Origin of the sequence: uncultured Salinicola sp., from assembly GCF_937921195.1 — a bacterium.
In the GTDB taxonomy this organism is placed as follows: domain Bacteria; phylum Pseudomonadota; class Gammaproteobacteria; order Pseudomonadales; family Halomonadaceae; genus Salinicola.
The window spans coordinates 1-15540 of record NZ_CALFQK010000125.1 but is presented as its reverse complement, the minus strand read 5'-3'; the positions used below and the strand labels follow the sequence as shown (position 1 = coordinate 15540).

The 15540-nt window shown below is 63.8% G+C and carries 21 protein-coding genes; all 21 read right to left on the bottom strand.

The genetic code is table 11. The annotated features are described in order from the left end of the window. Positions 1 to 8: 8 nt before the first annotated feature. Complete coding sequence (locus tag Q0602_RS13845) at positions 9 to 2822, bottom strand: phage tail tape measure protein (protein ID WP_298844408.1); 2814 nt, start codon at positions 2820 to 2822, stop codon at positions 9 to 11. 9 nt (positions 2823 to 2831) lie between these two features. Next, positions 2832 to 2963 carry a GpE family phage tail protein gene (locus tag Q0602_RS13840; protein WP_298844406.1) on the bottom strand — a complete coding sequence of 44 codons (132 nt, stop codon included), beginning with the start codon at positions 2961 to 2963 and terminating at the stop codon, positions 2832 to 2834. A 26-nt stretch (positions 2964 to 2989) separates the two neighbouring features. Continuing rightward, positions 2990 to 3337: a phage tail assembly protein gene (locus Q0602_RS13835; RefSeq protein ID WP_298844403.1), complete on the bottom strand. Its 348-nt coding sequence runs from the start codon at positions 3335 to 3337 to the stop codon at positions 2990 to 2992. Between the two features lie 78 nt (positions 3338 to 3415). After that, positions 3416 to 3928, bottom strand: coding sequence for a phage major tail tube protein (locus tag Q0602_RS13830; protein ID WP_298844400.1), 513 nt, complete (start codon positions 3926 to 3928; stop codon positions 3416 to 3418). Between the two features lie 15 nt (positions 3929 to 3943). After that, positions 3944 to 5116: a phage tail sheath protein gene (locus Q0602_RS13825; RefSeq protein ID WP_298844397.1), complete on the bottom strand. Its 1173-nt coding sequence runs from the start codon at positions 5114 to 5116 to the stop codon at positions 3944 to 3946. Positions 5117 to 5284: 168 nt separating this feature from the next. After that, on the bottom strand, positions 5285 to 5611 hold the full coding sequence (locus Q0602_RS13820) for a hypothetical protein (RefSeq protein WP_298844394.1): 327 nt from the start codon (positions 5609 to 5611) through the stop codon (positions 5285 to 5287). Continuing rightward, entirely contained in the window at positions 5608 to 6195 is a 588-nt protein-coding gene (locus tag Q0602_RS13815; protein ID WP_298844391.1) for a DUF4376 domain-containing protein, read from the bottom strand. The genes Q0602_RS13820 and Q0602_RS13815 overlap by 4 nt, the downstream gene beginning before the upstream one ends. After that, complete coding sequence (locus tag Q0602_RS13810) at positions 6192 to 8924, bottom strand: hypothetical protein (protein ID WP_298844388.1); 2733 nt, start codon at positions 8922 to 8924, stop codon at positions 6192 to 6194. Before Q0602_RS13810 ends, Q0602_RS13815 begins: the two co-directional genes overlap by 4 nt. Before the next feature lie 10 nt (positions 8925 to 8934). Beyond that, positions 8935 to 9498, bottom strand: coding sequence for a phage tail protein I (locus tag Q0602_RS13805; RefSeq protein ID WP_298844385.1), 564 nt, complete (start codon positions 9496 to 9498; stop codon positions 8935 to 8937). Continuing rightward, the gene (locus Q0602_RS13800; protein ID WP_298844382.1) at positions 9491 to 10390 is read right to left on the bottom strand and encodes a baseplate J/gp47 family protein; all 900 of its coding nucleotides are present in this window, start codon (positions 10388 to 10390) and stop codon (positions 9491 to 9493) included. Before Q0602_RS13800 ends, Q0602_RS13805 begins: the two co-directional genes overlap by 8 nt. Further along, complete coding sequence (locus Q0602_RS13795; protein WP_298844379.1) at positions 10387 to 10737, bottom strand: GPW/gp25 family protein; 351 nt, start codon at positions 10735 to 10737, stop codon at positions 10387 to 10389. Before Q0602_RS13795 ends, Q0602_RS13800 begins: the two co-directional genes overlap by 4 nt. Further along, positions 10737 to 11378 carry a phage baseplate assembly protein V gene (locus tag Q0602_RS13790; protein WP_298844376.1) on the bottom strand — a complete coding sequence of 214 codons (642 nt, stop codon included), beginning with the start codon at positions 11376 to 11378 and terminating at the stop codon, positions 10737 to 10739. Before Q0602_RS13790 ends, Q0602_RS13795 begins: the two co-directional genes overlap by 1 nt. 70 nt (positions 11379 to 11448) lie before the next feature. Beyond that, on the bottom strand, positions 11449 to 12117 hold the full coding sequence (locus Q0602_RS13785; RefSeq protein WP_298844373.1) for a phage virion morphogenesis protein: 669 nt from the start codon (positions 12115 to 12117) through the stop codon (positions 11449 to 11451). Next, on the bottom strand, positions 12114 to 12596 hold the full coding sequence (locus tag Q0602_RS13780) for a phage tail protein (protein ID WP_298844369.1): 483 nt from the start codon (positions 12594 to 12596) through the stop codon (positions 12114 to 12116). Before Q0602_RS13780 ends, Q0602_RS13785 begins: the two co-directional genes overlap by 4 nt. 95 nt (positions 12597 to 12691) lie before the next feature. After that, positions 12692 to 13060 (bottom strand): hypothetical protein, encoded by a 369-nt coding sequence (locus Q0602_RS13775; RefSeq protein ID WP_298844364.1) that lies wholly within the window; start codon positions 13058 to 13060, stop codon positions 12692 to 12694. Then, positions 13057 to 13551 carry a lysozyme gene (locus Q0602_RS13770; protein ID WP_298844361.1) on the bottom strand — a complete coding sequence of 165 codons (495 nt, stop codon included), beginning with the start codon at positions 13549 to 13551 and terminating at the stop codon, positions 13057 to 13059. The genes Q0602_RS13775 and Q0602_RS13770 overlap by 4 nt, the downstream gene beginning before the upstream one ends. Then, complete coding sequence (locus tag Q0602_RS13765) at positions 13548 to 13748, bottom strand: hypothetical protein (RefSeq protein ID WP_075569212.1); 201 nt, start codon at positions 13746 to 13748, stop codon at positions 13548 to 13550. Before Q0602_RS13765 ends, Q0602_RS13770 begins: the two co-directional genes overlap by 4 nt. 91 nt (positions 13749 to 13839) lie before the next feature. Continuing rightward, positions 13840 to 14052, bottom strand: coding sequence for a tail protein X (locus Q0602_RS13760; protein ID WP_298844341.1), 213 nt, complete (start codon positions 14050 to 14052; stop codon positions 13840 to 13842). Continuing rightward, on the bottom strand, positions 14052 to 14525 hold the full coding sequence (locus Q0602_RS13755) for a head completion/stabilization protein (RefSeq protein ID WP_298844339.1): 474 nt from the start codon (positions 14523 to 14525) through the stop codon (positions 14052 to 14054). The genes Q0602_RS13760 and Q0602_RS13755 overlap by 1 nt, the downstream gene beginning before the upstream one ends. A gap of 113 nt (positions 14526 to 14638) precedes the next feature. After that, on the bottom strand, positions 14639 to 15337 hold the full coding sequence (gene gpM, locus Q0602_RS13750; protein ID WP_298844336.1) for a phage terminase small subunit: 699 nt from the start codon (positions 15335 to 15337) through the stop codon (positions 14639 to 14641). Between the two features lie 9 nt (positions 15338 to 15346). Beyond that, on the bottom strand, positions 15347 to 15540 hold a 194-nt coding region (locus Q0602_RS13745), incomplete at its 5' end, for a P2 family phage major capsid protein (protein WP_298844331.1).

Here is a 15540-nt window from a genome sequence, read left to right as displayed (position 1 = left end):
CTGGATCCTCAGTCGTTGTCGTAGAGATTGCGGCGGGTGCGGGCCGCGGCGTCACGTTCGGCAGCGGCCAGGGCCCGCTGCACCTCGGCGGCGACGTAGCGGGCCAGCGCCTGCTCGTCCATGCCTGGCGCGGGGTGCACGTTGATGTCGCCGATGGTGATCTGAACGCCACCGCTCGCCGGCGCGGCGATGGGCGGGCGAGTATCCAGCGCCACGCCTTGCCCGGCGTTGAGCCCGGGCATGGCGGCCACTGGCAGCGACGCGGCGCCGATGGCGATACCCGCGCCGGCCTGGGTCATACGCTTGGCGATGTCCGCGACGCGGCGCACTGGCTCTTTCCGCTTCTGGTCCAGCCCCTGGTTGAACCCTTCCACGGTGTAGCCGCCGATCTCCCGGAACACTCGCGAGGGTGAGTTGATCCGGAGCAGCTCGCGGGCTTTCTTGATCGCGCCGTCGGCCATGTCACCGGCTCGGTCGGCGACAGTGGACGCGCCGCTCTTGATCCCTTCGCCGAGGCCGGCCGCAACGTCTTTGCCTGCGCTCCACATGCGCGAGGGGAGCGACTTGAGGTAGGCGATCGCTTCGTCCCACTTCTGCTCGAGTTGGCCCATCAGATCCCAGTCGCTAACGAGATCGACGACATAATCGATGGCTTTGCCTGGGGCGTCCTTGAACCAGTCCCAGAGGCTGGTGATGCCTTCCCACGCCGCGCCTAGGCCATTGACGATGGCGTCGCCCAGCGTGGCGATACTGTCCGGCACTTCGACGCCCAGCTTGCGCAGGATGGCCATCACGCCCTTGTAGACGAGACCGAGCGGGTTCCAGTTGAGCAGCAAGTGCATGACGCTGCCGACACCGTCATCGAACGCGGCCTTCACGTCGCGCCAGCGGTCCTTGAAGAACGCGGCAATGCTGTCCCAATTGCGATAGATCAGGTACGCGGCACCAGCGATGGCCGTGACAGCGAGACCAATGGGGTTGAGCAGGAACGCCCGGCCGACCACGGCGACGATCCGGCCGAGCCATTTCAGCGAGCCGCCTAGCGCCTTGAGGCCACCCTTGGCGAGTTTGCCCAGCAGCGAATCAGCACCCTTGGCGCGTAGACCGACCATCTCTAGCAGCCACCGTGTGGCGGCAAACGGACCAAGCAGCGAGGCGAGCGCCAACGTCAGCGCGCCGGAGACGGCAACCACGGCGGCGATGGCAGCGGTGATTTTGATCAGCCACGATACCAGCTCGGGATTGGCTTTGATCCACGTCACCACGGCGTCACTGACGGCGATGATGTCGTCGCGGACATCACGCAGCACGCGCATTAACTCGCCGGATAGCGCGCGTTGGACGCGCTTCAGCGCCGACATGGCGTTATCGCCGATCGTCTTCGCCATCTCGTCGACCGTGCCGGTGACATCCCCGAGCCCCTCGCCGGCGCCGGTCAGCCCTTTGAGGAACTTGGGGATCTGGTCGACCGACAGATCTTCGATGGGCGTGCCGAATAGGGCGATGGCGGTGTTGGCGCGTTTGGCCGGATCCTCGATTGCGAGAATCGCTTTGGCGGTTTGCTGCAGGGCTTCTCGCGCGGCCGGCCCGCCACTGGCGATGGCATCGGACATCGCCTGGGCGTTCAGGCCTACCGATTCATAGGCCGAGACGCTGGCCTTACTCATGTCGGAACCACGGATCGTGAATTCCTTGAGGGCGTCACCAGTCTTGTCGAGGGCGAACTTGCCCTGGCCGGCCGCATCGACGAGCAGGCCCATTGCCTGTTGACCATCGAAGCCGAGCGCGCGGAAGTTGGTGCTGTACTCGTGCAGGATCTCGGGCAGCTCGTCGCGCATCTCGACGGAGACGCGCTGGAAGCCGGCGCCGAGCAGATCCATGGCGGCGTTGGCATCCTTGGCCAGGCCGTTCTTGACCATGAGCTGAGCTGTCTGGACCGATTCGGCGACATCGGTACCGAAGACGTCGGAGAGCGTCAGCGCGCGTTTGGTGAGATCGGCCAGGCTTTCCTGGCTGATATCATCCAGCGAGCCGAAGGCGGCACCTACTGCCGCGACTGCGTCGGTGACCTGCTGCATGTCTGCACCACGGCCGGTCCCGTAGACGTCGGCGATGACGTCCTGATAGGCCACGCCCTGGCTGCTGTCCTCGCCAAACTGCGATGCCAGCCGGGCGCCGGACATCTCGGCGGAAAACGCCTGGTTGGTTAGCGCGAAGACGCCGCCACCACCGGCGGCGACGCCGGTCATCCCAGCGCCGGTCATGTTGTTGGCGCGGCCGATGGTGCGGTGGTACTTCTTGGCGGCGTCCGCGGCCGCTTTCTGCCGTCGCGCGACTTCGCGCAACCCGTGCTGCTGTTTCTCGATCTGTTCGTTGGTGCTGCGAATTCGGCGCTGTAGCTCACGCTGCTGGTCGGCGTAGCTGCGGGTCACACCCTCGACGCGGGTCATGCTCGAGCGAAGGTCACGCAGCTTGCGCTGCTCGTCCTCGTAGCGCTCGGAGAGCTTGCGTGCTTGCTGGATTGCAGCCGTTCGTTCACGGCCGAGCGCGGCGGTATCCGCGCCGGCTTCGTTCATGCGGCGTGACAGGTCGCGGATCTCGTCCTGTTGCTGCTGCAGCGCGCGGGCGCTTTCGCGAGATTGCTCCTTGAGCTGCCGGAAGCCGCGCAGATCCTTCTGCGCGCGTTCCAACGTCTTGAGCTGCTCGCGGCTGGCCTTCAGGGCTTCGGCGGTCTCGCCGCTGCCTTCGCGAATCCTCTTGAGCGGGCCGGTCGCCTTGTCGACGGCGCGGAGAAGGACGTCGAGCTTGAGGTTTCCGGCCATCGTGGCGTCCTATCGGTTCGGGGCTTTCTTGGGGGGCTCGTGGCGGAGGCGGGCGCGCTCTCGCCACTCTGTCAATTCCTCGAGCGACATGGTGTCCATGTCGCCCGGGGTCCAGTGGAACACCATTGCGAGATCGGCCATGGCGTCCTCGACGTGATTGGGTAGCGTCAGTCGCTCGTTTCGCGGAACTTCCGAGGCAGCAAAAAACCGGTGACGGCACCGCCCAACTGGAAGAGGTCAGCGGGATCGATGTCGCGCAGTTCGGCTTCGGAAAGCGACGGCTCGGTGATGCGCGGCAGCACCTTGGTCAGTGCCGTCACTTCCATTTGCAGCACCTCGGTCAGCGAGACACCACGCAGTGCACCGGACTTCGGCTTGCGCACGGTGATCTCGCTGACACTCTTGCTGCCGCGCTTGATCGGGTAATCCAGCGTGATGACGGTTTCGCTGTCGGACTTTGCCGAGTCGACGGCGGTGGCTTCAGTGCTTTCGGCGGCTGCGGTTTGTTCGGTCATGGTCTTCTCTCTACTGGCGATGTCGTACCACCCCGGCGGGGGTGGCGGTATTCGATCCGGATGGACGTAGTGCATGGATTACAGGCCGAGCGCCTTTCGTCGCTTCTCGAGGAGATCCTGGCCGCGCACCTTGAAGAGGTAGCCGGGCACGTCGCGCTCGATGATGTCTTCCCCGTCGACGGTCAGCTTGTAATAACTGATGGTCGTGGTGATCGACATGGTGTTGTTGTCGCCCTTGCTGCCTTCGCCCATGCCGATGGTCTTGTGACGGCCGCGCACGACGACTTCGACGGGGATGACCTGGCCGGTCTCGTCGCTTTCGTAGCTGCCGTTCATGCGCAGCATGGCGGCGTCGTGAACCGGGGAGCCGAACGAATCGAAAAGGCCATCGACGATCAGGCCACCGGCGGTCCATTCCATCGTCATGAGCTGCATGCCCTGATCGACTTCGATGGGGCCATCCATGCCGCCGCCTTCGTACTCGACCATGCGACGGGCGAGCTCCGGCAACGTCAGCGAGGGAATCTTGCCCTGCCAGTTGTTGCCATCGCCGAACAGGTTGAAGTCCTTGAGGATGTTGGGGAGTGACATAGTCGCGGGCTCCTATCAGGCGGCGACGCGCGCGGCGAAGTCGACCAGGTACTGGTCGCTGATTCGCTGCTGCAGCATGAGGTTTTCGAGCGGCGGGACCGGGGTGTAGTCGTAGTCGATGTACAACTTGCCGCTCTTGAGGACGTCGGTGGTGTTGATCTCGCTGTCGAACCAGGCGCTGCCGCCGAGCAGATAGCCTTGGCGGGTCAGCTCCCGCATCTTGGCGTTGATGCCTTCGATGATGTCGCGTGCCAGCGTCGGGTGCATGGGCTTGTCGATCGCCCAGAGGTGCGCCTCGGCCATCGTGTCCGCGAGTACCTGCGCGGTGCGGGTGTAGTTCTCGAACGCGAACAGCGGATCATCCGAGCAGGTGCGCGAGCCCCAGAAACGAAAGCCATCGCGGTTGACCAACGTAGTGACGTCGGCGGCGTTCAGCACGCCGGCATCGGTCGCCGGATCCTGCAGATCCCAGTAGATGTCATGCGACAGGCCGGTGACGCCGTTGACGGCGACGTTGCTCAATGTCTTGTGCCAGCCGGTCTGCTCATCGATCTTCGCGCGTAGGCCCATCGCCCGGGCGACTGCAGAGAGATTGCGAGTCTGCGCGGCGTCGACGTCGAAGCCGGTGAAGTCCGGCCAGATCACCATCGCTTCGCGAGCGCCGTAGGTCTGGCGGTACATCGTCGCTTCTTCGACCGAGGTGCAGCCGAAGGCGGAGAGGTAGGCGAAGGCGCGCAGCTTCTGGGCGACGCTGATCAGGGCGGCGCCGACGTCCTCGTCGTCGAGTTCCGGCACGCCGAGGATGCGCGGCTTGATGCCGAACTTCGCCTGCGCTGTCAGCAGCGCCTGGATGCCGGTCTTCTGGCCGGTGTCCTCGATGTTGCCGATGATGTTGGCCTTGGTCTCGTCGGCAGTCTCGCCCTCGGCAACGCGAACGATGACGGAGACCGGCTTGGCCTGATCGACGATGGCATCCAGCGAGCGGGCGAGGGTGCCGGTATCACCGGCCTTGCCCATTGCGGTATAGGCGTCGGTGACGAGCACCGCGGTGTTGAGCGGAAATTGATTGGGATCGGCGTCGTCGGCCGTGGCAACCATGCCGATCACCGCCGTGGAAACGGTGTGGATCGGGCGGGTGCCTTCGTTGATCTCGACGACGCGAACGCCGTGATGGTAATCGGTCGCCATGGGCGAGCTCCTGCGCAGGTGGTGGTTCGGTGCATGCGTGCGGCCATGCTTGCGCGGAGGGTGGCGGAGCTCTAGCGGCGGGCGTTGTAGATCGGTGATCTACAACGCCCGGACGAGCGGGCATGAAAAAGCCCGCGCGTGGCGGGCTTCGATGTGGTTCTTGCGACGTTAGATTGGCAGTGGCGATAGCTGTAGTGCGATGAGCAACGCCAGGCACAGGAACAGTGGGGCGAGCCAGTCGAGCAGCGAGTCGCGGGACCATCCGCGCACGACGCCCTCCCACCACTTCACCGGCAGGTTACGGCCCCAGCGCCAGCCGCGTTGGGTACCGAGCTTGTACTCGTGTTGCGTGGCCTCGCGAGCGACGAACCAGGTCACCGGGATCACGAACGCGATCAGCGCGGCGCCGGGGATGTCGAATAGGGCGAGGATCGCCCAGACGATGAGCATCATCAGCGCGGCGATGATGGCGTGTTCCCAGTGGGTACGGTTCATGCGGTTTCCTCGGTGGTGGTGTCTGTGTCCCAAGTGATCGCCTCGAGCGCTTCTCGGTCCCCCGCGGCTTCGGCGGCAGTGACTGCGTCCTTGAGCTGCCAGCTTTGCGCCAGCAAGGCTTGCTTGAACGACTTGGCGGCGTCGGTCAGCGCGATCATCTGTTCGGGCGTGAGGGCGTAGACCGTGTTCGACTTGGCGCGCAGCGACATGACGGCACCGGTCTCGCCGGCGGCGCGCAGATCCCGCGCTTCAATGGCCAGGCCCAAAAGGTTGGCTTCGTCCTGGTCGGGCCGAGTCTGCACGATGTCCTCGGCGCCGCCGGGCAGGGTATAGGTCATGCCGGCGTTTAGAGCGGCAGCCAAGCCGCGCTCGATTGCGGCCCGTTTTCCCGACGCCAGCTCAGCGACGGTTACCACTCTATCTGTCAATACCGGCTCGCCGGCGTCGTTGATAACGATGATTTCACCACGTGCCAGGCCCTCGATCAGCGACCAGTGAAGTTCGTCACTGATCGCGATAGCGTCATCTGGCTTGTTGTGGTCTTCGAAAAAGCCATGTTCATGTAGTGAGAAATAAACGCTCATCGGCCAACGGCCCTCCAAAAGAACCCAGGAACAGAGGAATCACTCGACTCACTCTGACGCGATGCATAGGCAGTGAATCCGGTCCGAGATGGTGAATCGTTGACGCCGAGAATGACGTCGACATTGGGATTGACCACGGGAGTGATCGACACGTTGTAGCATTCCGAGTCGAACGAATACGGGAACGTCACATTGGTGGGACTACTCTCGCTTGTGTTGGTCGTGACGTAACCCCACATTTCGGTGTCTCCATTGGGCAGCTTGCGGCGTCCGCTGGATTTACCGCCTTGTGTCGTTACATTGCCGTGGTGCCAGACGTCGTTCCCTCGATACCGAAAGACATTGGAGTCAAGGGTAATCAACTCGGTTTTATCGCTACGTCCGGCAGCGGTGCCGTTCGTGTCGCTGGCACTCACAGCGACGCGGAATGTCTGCTGATCGAAGTAGATGACTCCACCACCGCCATTCGTTGAGCGATCGACAAAACCCACTCCAGGCGCGAACGCGGAAAGTATCACTCCATAGTTCTTATCGTTCGCGGCATTCCCGTTATCTACGACTTCCAGCGCCGCATTGATAGTCTGGCTCTGGCCAGGCTTTAGTTGGACGAGATCTGATGCATGCTTTCCATCGACAGTGTCGGCATCCATGCCAGTTCCGTGACCTTGATTGCCAGGATGCCAGACTTTTTTCCCGTTGATCTCAACGTACCCTTTTCCAATCACTACGTATGCGCGATCGTTTTCGGGGTCTTGATCCATAAATATGGACAATGTGTCACTGGAATCTTCCCAGACTATCCCGTCCCAATTGCTCGCCGATGTGGAACCCAACGGTATTCGAGCATTACCGATATCACTGCGTAGAAACTGCGACGCATGAAGACCGTCCACCTGGTCCGCATCGAGACCAGACCCAGGGCCATCGTTGTCTTCATTCCATGCCGTCGCCCAATCCGACCACGAACCTGATCCGTAGCCGCGATTGCGCACCGCGCCAGATGACTGTTCGATCAGCAGCATCGATCCGGTGCTGAGGTTGTAGCGCGTCCACAGGACGACCGCTGCGCCACCCGGGCGATTGAAATTGGAGGTTATCCGGTACAGCCCCGAGCGCACCGCCGTCGGGTCGGCGTTGAGATCATCCAGCGGCCAGTCCGGACACAACAAAGACCCTAACCCGAAGTTCTGGATCAACTGGTAGCCACGCCTCGGCGACAGGTATGTCGAGCCTGAATCACCAGCGGTCGACTCTTCGGCCGTGGCTTCACGCAGGTTCTGATCTGTGAGCTGCTTCTGCCAGGGTCGCGAGCTCGAGCCTGTATTGCAGCGGTAGAAGGACTCGCCACGCGATGTGTCGAAGTAGAGCTGGGCGATGCCATTGTTGTAGGTCCGCGCCAGTTGCATCAGCACGCCGGTGTGGGCCGAGTTTCCGTAGGGACCGTTCTTCCAGTCGCCGGACACCGTACCAACGATGTCCTGGTTGACCCATTTGTCGAAGTCATTGTCGAACAGCGCTCCGATCTCCGGGGCCGTGGCGCCCCAGCCCAGGGATTGCACGTGCGCGGCGATGGAGCTCGGGCTGGCCCAAACGTCAGTCGCGGTGCCCGCGACTGCCTGGGAGTTAGTCGCGGCCCGGTGATTGTCCTCGTCGAGGCTCATGACCCACGCCGACCACTCGGTATCGAAGCGGTAGCTGCGGGTGTAGATCGTGCGCCCAGAGTACGGCATGAAAATGGCCGTGCCGTACTGGCTGCTGTTGTAGCGCGTCCAGATGATGCAGCCCGACCCCTGGGGGGTGCCGTCGGTCGTAGACGTCAGTCGGTAGAGCCCAGACGGCACGCTCAGCGGGTTGTCGTTGAAGCTGGCCAGCGGCCAGTTCGGCAGTGCCTGCACGCCCAGGCCATACTGCTGGAATGCGGCGACAACGCCAGCGGCATCGGGAAACACGTTCGCCGCGCCTGCCTTGGCTTCGGTCTCGGTTGCCTGTTCGACGAGCCCCGTGCGCGAAGTCGTGGCAGTGCGGGAGTTGAGCGCCGCCGGGGTTACAGCTCGGCTGTTGTCTTCGCCGGCCTGAGTCTCGCCATAGGTCGCCAACTCGACCATGCCTTGGGCCGACGTCGTGGCGCCGGGGTGGTCACGGCTCGCGGCGTGATCCGCGAGTTGCTTCACCGTCGCATACGCCTTGAGCACCTTGTCGAGCATCGCTTTCAGCGTGCGCGGGACGACGGCGCGACGGCGGTCGGTACCGGCGTCCACCTCTTCCTGGGTGGCGATCTCGATCACGCCCAGGACCGTCTCGGTCGCCGGCGGATTGAGGAATGCGGCGTCCCCAAACGTGAGCGACGAAACATCGATGTCGGCTAACTCGATATCCGTGGCGAGTAGCAGCGTGGCCGGTGCGGCTTTCTCGATGATCCAGTCGTCGGGCTGGCTGTAGTAAGCGAACAGCACGCCGTTATCGAGAAAGAGGCCGATCTCGCCGACGCTGTATGTGTCGCTGGTCTCGTCCTGCAGCGTGACGTGAATGATGTCCGGCGCGACGGTTTCGCCGCCGATTGTATTGATGCGTTTGATCGGGTCTACGAGGTCGGTGCGGCTGCGGTCGCTGGCCGTGTATTGACCACGGCCGAGGCCAATCTCGGCAATCTTGCGTGCGCCGGTACCGGTGTTGTCTTCGTTGGTCAACGCCGCGCGGCCGGCGTCGGTGACGATGAATCGAATCGCCATGGGCTCTCCGTCAGTCTGCTGTGGCCGTCAGGCGGCGGTAGATGTAGGGGCGGGCGACGGCGACGATGCCGACGCCGGCGGTGGCATTCAGCCCGGCGGTGAACGTGAAGTGGCTGCGGACCGGCTTCGTCCGGCTGATCTCGTCGACGATGTCTTGCTGGTATTCGGCTGTGTTGGGGACGTCGGCACCGAGCGAGAGGGTGACGTCGAAGGTGTGCGGAGTGCCGGGCGTGGCGCGCTGCCACCATTCACGGATCGCCAGGCTGGATCCAAACGAGCGAACGACATCGCGAACGGATTTCGCGGTGCCCTTGCGCCGCTGGATCTCGATGACGTCTCTGATGCGCTGACGCTTGATGCGCTCCGGCCAGTACGGTTGCCACGAGTCGAGCGACAGGGCCCAGGCCAGCCAGGGCAGCAGATCGGCGGGGCAGGTATCCGGGTTCCAGAGCGAGCGCAGCGGCACGGGCAAGTCGCTGGCCGTGGCGGTGGTGGCCTCTAGCGCCCGCTCGGCGTCGGTGGCGTTGGGCGGCAGCAGGCTGACGACGCGGCCTCGGGCGTCTGAATCATTCATCGAGGCCCCCGTCGGTCAGATCGATGCCGGTGCAGTAGGTCGCCTGGGTGCGGTCGACAACGATGCTCGCCGCCGGCGACGCGAGTTCGACGCGCTGGACGCCGGGCTGATGGAGCGCTGCGTAAAGACCGGACAGCGTGACGTCGAGGCCGAGGCGGTGTTGCTGCTCTGCGTACGTCGCGGCCTGTCCCTGGGCCTGGCTCATGACCACCTCGCGATCCGGCCCGGCGTAAAAGTAGAGCGTGGCGTCGATCCGGTACTCGATGATCTCGGCGGATTGCACAGTTACGTGGTCGGTGAGCGGCCGGACGTCCTCTGCGGATAGCGTGGCGTCGACGACATTCAGCAGTGACGCCGGCGCGTTGCCGTTGTCGTTCCGTGAGAGCACGGTGACGAGCACTTCTCCCGGCGCGGGGCTGGTGGCGCTGGCGTCCAGCACCGCGCCATCGGCCGACAGGGCATGGAATACGTAGGCGCCCTCTGGGCCGGCGGTCGAGAACCCTTCCAGCGAAAGCTGAATCCTGCGTCGGAAATCGGCATCGGTCTCGTAGGAGGCCGGTACCGGCGGCACGGCATCCGGGTCGCCAGCGTCTAGCATCTGGCGTTCGACGCCGTAGAGCGCGCCGAGCTGGTCGAGATCCGACCCGATGGCATAGGCGAGCATGACACCCTTGGCCGCTTCATTGATGCGCTGGCGCAGCAGCATTTCGCGGTACGCCGCGACCTGCAGGACTTTATAAGCGGGGTCGGATTCGACGGTGACGTCAAAGCTCGGATCCCGCGCGCGCAGGTCGGCGAGCATCGCCTCGAAGATCGTCTCGAACTCGATGGATTCGACGACATCAGGCGCCGGTAGGCGCGAGAGGTCGACCGCAGTAAAACCGCCACTCATGAGGCGCGCTCCGTCAGGGGAATACTTAGTGCGATGACGTCGTCGTCGTTGGTGACGCCGTCGATCTCGAGGGTTACGCGCCCCGGCTCGGTGGTGCTGACGCTCTTTCGAATCGCGGTGACGCGGACGCGCGGCTCCCAGCGCAGAATCGCAATCACCGAGGCGCTGTAGGCTTGCAGTAGCGTGGCGTCATTCAGTGGCTGGTCGATCATGCTGGGTAGGAGCGAGCCGTAGTCACGGCGCATGACGCGCGAGCCGATGGGCGTCGTCAGGATGTCCGCGATGGACTGACGGATGTGATCGATGCCAGTCAGCGCGGTACCGTTGCCGCGACTCATGCCGCCCATCAGCTGACACCCTCGGTTTTATCGCCGCCGCGCTGTACACCGTCATGCGTGTGACTGGAGCTGATGTCCTTGCCGTTGCTTGTCACTGCGCCCTTGAAGTGAACCGCGCCAGACATGGTCGCTGTCTTGCCGCTCGGCTGGCTGAGGTTTCCGTTCAACGTAACGTTGCCGTTGATAACGACGTTGGCGTTGATTGTCGCGCCGCCGGCCGCGGTCGCGGTGAGCGCCGAGGCAGTGGTGACGGTGACGTCGGCCTGGGCGTAGATCGATGCGGACCCGGGCAGCGTGGCGGCGAGATGGCTCGCTCCGTGGTCGTACTCGATCACGGCGCCATCTGGAAATACTCGGCGCCAGAGAGTGGGGGCGTTGGTCGGTGCTGGGTGGGCGGTGCTGAATAGGCCAGTGAGTGCCACGCCTGAGGCGGGATCCCCTCCGGGCGAAAACAGAATGACCTGTTCGCCGATTGTCGGCGGATCCCAGTCGAGAGTGGTGCCGGCGCGCAGGGTTAGCCACTGCAGCCAGGTGGTCAGCATGTCGCCGGATTTGACGCGCACCCGCGCAGCCTGGTGATCCACCTCGGCGATGGTGCCGAGGCGGACCAGGTTGTGAATCAGGCGGAGTAGTTCGGCGGCGTTGTTCATGCCGCGATGGTTGCGCGGCGTTCGGATTGGCGGAAGCGGGGGCCGTTGTAGATCGCGAATCTACAACGGCCTAGCCATCCATATCGGATCCGAGGTGTCGCACCAGCATGTCGTGAATCATCTCGATATCGTCCGGCGTGGCGCCGAGTAGCTCGCGCTCGGGGTAGTCGTAGCGGACGTACGGATTGACCGGGGCGGTCTTGCCTTTCTGATGAATGCGAGCGATATGGGCGATGCGGCCTTCGTAGCCGACCGACGCGCCGTCGGCCGTGGCGTTCATCTTCAAGTATCGCGCGGTGGCCAGCTTCTGGAACATGCGGTTATCCGGGCTGCGCTTGCCGCGAGCACCGGGACGGGCGACGGGGGTGAGATCTCTCTCGATGACACGCACGATGCGGCGTTTCAGGAAGGTTCGCAGGTCGCCGCCCTTGCGCTCGTCATAGCCGAAGTAGGTCTGCGGCGTCTGGATCCAGTTCACAATCTCGCGCTCTTCCGGCTCATGACCTGGCTTCTCGTAGATGAAGCGCAGGCGCTTACGCGCGCGGCGTGTCTGTTTCTTGCCGACGCGAGCTTGGTACGCGGAGCCATCGGGATTCTTCTGCTGCCGGATCCGTTGCTGCTGGCTTTTGCGCAGCGCGATGCCGATCTGGCGCGAGAGGGTTTTCCGCGCGGATGGCTCGAGCTTCTCGATCAGCGGCTGGACCCACTCTTCGAGAATCTCGAGATCGTCAGTGGTCACGGGGATTGCCACTCGGCGGCGAGGGTGTAATCGGCGTTCGGGTCACTTCGAACGAGCAGCTGCCAATGCTCGGCGGGGCAGGCATCGAGTGGGTACTTCGGCATACGGTGTTCGCTGCGGATCTGCCTGGTAGCGCAGTCGACCAGGGCGACGACGCGCTCAGTCAATTCGACGCTGAAGATGACATCCACCTCGGTATGGTTGTGGATCTCGGCCGAGAACCGCAGTGCCTGGGCCGGGTCGACGTCGGGCTGATAGCGCCCGAGCCATTGCAGAATCGGCAACACGATCGGATCTAGGTCGCCGTCGGTGCCGATGATGATGATCTCAGCCGTCACGCGATACTCGTGGGACAGATTCAGCCCGCGGCTGAAGGCGATATTGCCCTCCGGCACGTAGGTACGCAGGCGATCTGGGTCGGCGGCCAGCCCCGGCACGCTGTCGAGAAGATGCTGGCGCAGGCTAGTCAGTTTTTGCATCGAGAGCGTCCACCAGGCCGTTATGACGCGTGGCGCAGTCGTGGTACTGCCACGCCCAGGCGTTCATCGTGAGTGTGATTTCCCCGCCGGTGCCGTCATTCAGCGGCGGCAGTGTCGTTGGGCATTTGCGTGTGAGGTTCTGTTGAATTGGGCGATCGGCCGGCGGCGGCGTCGTTGAGCAAGCGCACAGCGTTATCGCCAAGGCACACGTTGCGGTAAATCGGCTGCTGAATTTCACGGATGATCCCTCTATCGATAACGCGTTCGTTCGCGTCGAGCTCGGCAAGTCGATCCTCGACCACGCCGGCGATATCGGCTTCGCGCGCCATGGCGGCATCGGCCACCAGTCGCGCGGCGCGCTCTTCGGTCAGGCGCTGAGCGTCTTCGAACCAACCACGCGCCAGCCAGCCGGCACTCGCGGTGATAGCCAATGCGACGATGCCGATCAGGATGCGCAACTTCATTCCAGCCCCGCGAGGCAGAGCTCGCGCTCGGCTGCTCGACGTTTGACGAGTCCGGCGAACTTCTTGCCCTGGGCGTAGACCCATCGAGAGAGCTGATCACAAGCTGCCCGAGGCTGGCCGGCATTGAGCAACTCGAGCAGGGTCGAGTCGCGAAACTTGCCCTGGCCGGCGTTGAAAATGAACGACGCCAGTGCGGCGCGACGGGTCGGCGGCATGGTTGCGTTGATCTCCGGGGCGACATACCGATCGATGGCGTCGAACGCCGTCCCGAGGTCGCCGGCGAGCAGCGCCTCGCACTCCTCGGGCGTTTTCGTCTGGTGGAGCTTCACACTCGGCCCGGTGTGGCCCGTGCAGATGGTCGGGATGCCGACGGGATCCGGGTAGCTCTCCAGCTCGGTGCCTTCGTAATGCTTGACCACGCTAACCGAGAGGGACAGCGCGAGTGTTGCGCCGCCTGCCGCGCCGCCGAGCCAACGAGTCCAGTTCTTCATGACTTCTCCCTATCCAGCCAGCCGCGCAGCTTCTCGATGTACTTGGGCACGATCAGCCCGATCTGCAGGGCGAGATACGCGAGCGTGAGCACCGTGATCCAGTCGCTGGGTGTCATGCCCCCGGCGTGCAGGAGTGTGACGATCGCGGGCGGCGTCGACTTGATGGCTTCTGTCGTGATGTTCAATTGCTGGGCCATGGCCGTTCCTGCGTGAGCTATCAGAAGGGTGATCAGCACGACTATCGGGTCGGGCTGTTTGCGTGGTTGGCGTAGTTGCGCGTTCATGGCATCAGTCCCAGAGCTGAACAACGGTCGATTTCTGAGGCTGCTGGACGACGTCCGGCAACGTGATCGCGGTGCCCTGGGGCAGCATCGGCCCCAGGTCGGCCAGGCCCGGATTCTGCTCGAGCAACTGCTCGGTTATGCCCGCTGTGCGGCCGTATACGCGCTGGCAGATTGCGTCGACGGTGTCGTACTGGTGGGCGTAGATGACGCGGGCCATCAGATCAGCTCAACCGTGGTGTGTGGCTCGCCGATGATCTCGGAAACCGCCCAGCGGGCATCGCGCCGGTAATCCTCCGCCGCTTCGTCTTTGATCTCGCCGCGCTCGTCGCCGTCGCGCGTTGCGCTGTAGTCCCGGTAGCTTTCGAGTATTCGGGCATGCGCTTCCGAGAACACCGCCTGGCGGTAAAGCTCGGTCGTGTGACCGGGTGTCTGCCACGGCTCGAGCGGTACCGCGTCGGCGGCAAGGATGCCCGCTTCATGTTGCTGGGCTTGAAAGTCAGCGAGCTGCCGGTTGATATCGCGCATAGCAATGCCGAGCGCCTGTTCGACGCGCCCGGGCGTGATGGTCGTATCGATGCGGTGCCGCTCGCGAAACGTGCCGGGCTCGATGTCGGGCCAGAATCCGTTATTCGTGATCGGTGGCGCTGGGGTCGGCTGGGTGTTGCTGCCGCCGTGGGCAACTAGAGACATGGCGCGTTCCGTTCAAAAAAGGGGAGGTGGATCGGGGATCGACGATATGGGGCGCATGGCCTGGATCTCCCCCCGATGCCTCCCGGCCGTCGGCGTGCGACTCGGTTGCAGCGTCAGCCGCTGGGCTGATCGCTGGCGTTCTTCTTGATTTGGCGTTCGAGGTTCTCGATGTCTCGCTTCACGCCCACCCGGTCGTTCAGCTCCAGCGCTCGTTTCAGCTGCCCAACGGCGGCAACGGGGCAACCGGCGTCACGCAGGGCATAGCCATAAGCTTTGCGGAACTTGGCCGTGATCTGGTCGTGCATGTCGACGCCGTCGATCAGATCGTGGGCGCCGGACATGATCGCCGCGAGGTGCGTGCCGAGTTGCTGGCGTGTCTCGTCGTCGACGCTCTCGATCTGGTTCAAGACCTCTTCAGCCAGTTGCTCGGCGACGAGGCTGGCCGTGTCACGCTCGAACCGGTCGGGCGTGTCGAGATCGTGCTCGATGGCATAGCGGGCAATCGCCAGTGCGCCCTCGAGGTCGCCAACGTCGAGACGCCAGATCATGACTGTGGTGACCACTTCATCTCGGGCGCCGTTGCCGGCGTCGAGAACGCCCTCGATGTAGGCGTCGAACTGGGGCAGCAGCTCGCGCTTCATCGCGATCTTGGCTTCGGTGGACTTCACCTTTTTCAGCGATAGGCGGGCGTCGTAGAGCGTGGCCATCATCAGTTCGTACTGATCGCCGCTCTGCTGCTGGCCGGCTTCCGCGCCACCGGCCGACTGAGCGGCGGTGACGCGTTGGAAGTGCCGGCGGGCTGGGCTGGTCATGGCTTCCCCTTACGCATTGGTGGTGTCGATGTTCTCGATCACGCAGCCGAAGCCGTAGTCTTCGACGACGTACGCATCGTTCGAGCTCTCGTAGTTCTCGACACGCTTGCGCTCCGGCTTGTCGCGCAGGTAGCGGCGACGGCTGCCGGTCTGCCAGTAGAGCGACAGGTTGCTCAGCGCGGTGATGAAGATCGTCCCGTCCG

Excerpts from the sequence above, each read along its gene's own strand:
- Q0602_RS13845 (WP_298844408.1), bottom strand. The coding sequence starts at position 2,822 with ATGGCCGGAAACCTCAAGCTCGACGTCCTTCTCCGCGCCGTCGACAAG.
- Q0602_RS13840 (WP_298844406.1), bottom strand. The coding sequence starts at position 2,963 with ATGGCCGATCTCGCAATGGTGTTCCACTGGACCCCGGGCGACATGGAC.
- Q0602_RS13835 (WP_298844403.1), bottom strand. The coding sequence starts at position 3,337 with ATGACCGAACAAACCGCAGCCGCCGAAAGCACTGAAGCCACCGCCGTC.
- Q0602_RS13830 (WP_298844400.1), bottom strand. The coding sequence starts at position 3,928 with ATGTCACTCCCCAACATCCTCAAGGACTTCAACCTGTTCGGCGATGGC.
- Q0602_RS13825 (WP_298844397.1), bottom strand. The coding sequence starts at position 5,116 with ATGGCGACCGATTACCATCACGGCGTTCGCGTCGTCGAGATCAACGAA.
- Q0602_RS13820 (WP_298844394.1), bottom strand. The coding sequence starts at position 5,611 with ATGAACCGTACCCACTGGGAACACGCCATCATCGCCGCGCTGATGATG.
- Q0602_RS13815 (WP_298844391.1), bottom strand. The coding sequence starts at position 6,195 with ATGAGCGTTTATTTCTCACTACATGAACATGGCTTTTTCGAAGACCAC.
- Q0602_RS13810 (WP_298844388.1), bottom strand. The coding sequence starts at position 8,924 with ATGGCGATTCGATTCATCGTCACCGACGCCGGCCGCGCGGCGTTGACC.
- Q0602_RS13805 (WP_298844385.1), bottom strand. The coding sequence starts at position 9,498 with ATGAATGATTCAGACGCCCGAGGCCGCGTCGTCAGCCTGCTGCCGCCC.
- Q0602_RS13800 (WP_298844382.1), bottom strand. The coding sequence starts at position 10,390 with ATGAGTGGCGGTTTTACTGCGGTCGACCTCTCGCGCCTACCGGCGCCT.
- Q0602_RS13795 (WP_298844379.1), bottom strand. The coding sequence starts at position 10,737 with ATGGGCGGCATGAGTCGCGGCAACGGTACCGCGCTGACTGGCATCGAT.
- Q0602_RS13790 (WP_298844376.1), bottom strand. The coding sequence starts at position 11,378 with ATGAACAACGCCGCCGAACTACTCCGCCTGATTCACAACCTGGTCCGC.
- Q0602_RS13780 (WP_298844369.1), bottom strand. The coding sequence starts at position 12,596 with ATGCAAAAACTGACTAGCCTGCGCCAGCATCTTCTCGACAGCGTGCCG.
- Q0602_RS13775 (WP_298844364.1), bottom strand. The coding sequence starts at position 13,060 with ATGAAGTTGCGCATCCTGATCGGCATCGTCGCATTGGCTATCACCGCG.
- Q0602_RS13770 (WP_298844361.1), bottom strand. The coding sequence starts at position 13,551 with ATGAAGAACTGGACTCGTTGGCTCGGCGGCGCGGCAGGCGGCGCAACA.
- Q0602_RS13765 (WP_075569212.1), bottom strand. The coding sequence starts at position 13,748 with ATGGCCCAGCAATTGAACATCACGACAGAAGCCATCAAGTCGACGCCG.
- Q0602_RS13760 (WP_298844341.1), bottom strand. The coding sequence starts at position 14,052 with ATGGCCCGCGTCATCTACGCCCACCAGTACGACACCGTCGACGCAATC.
- Q0602_RS13755 (WP_298844339.1), bottom strand. The coding sequence starts at position 14,525 with ATGTCTCTAGTTGCCCACGGCGGCAGCAACACCCAGCCGACCCCAGCG.
- gpM (WP_298844336.1), bottom strand. The coding sequence starts at position 15,337 with ATGACCAGCCCAGCCCGCCGGCACTTCCAACGCGTCACCGCCGCTCAG.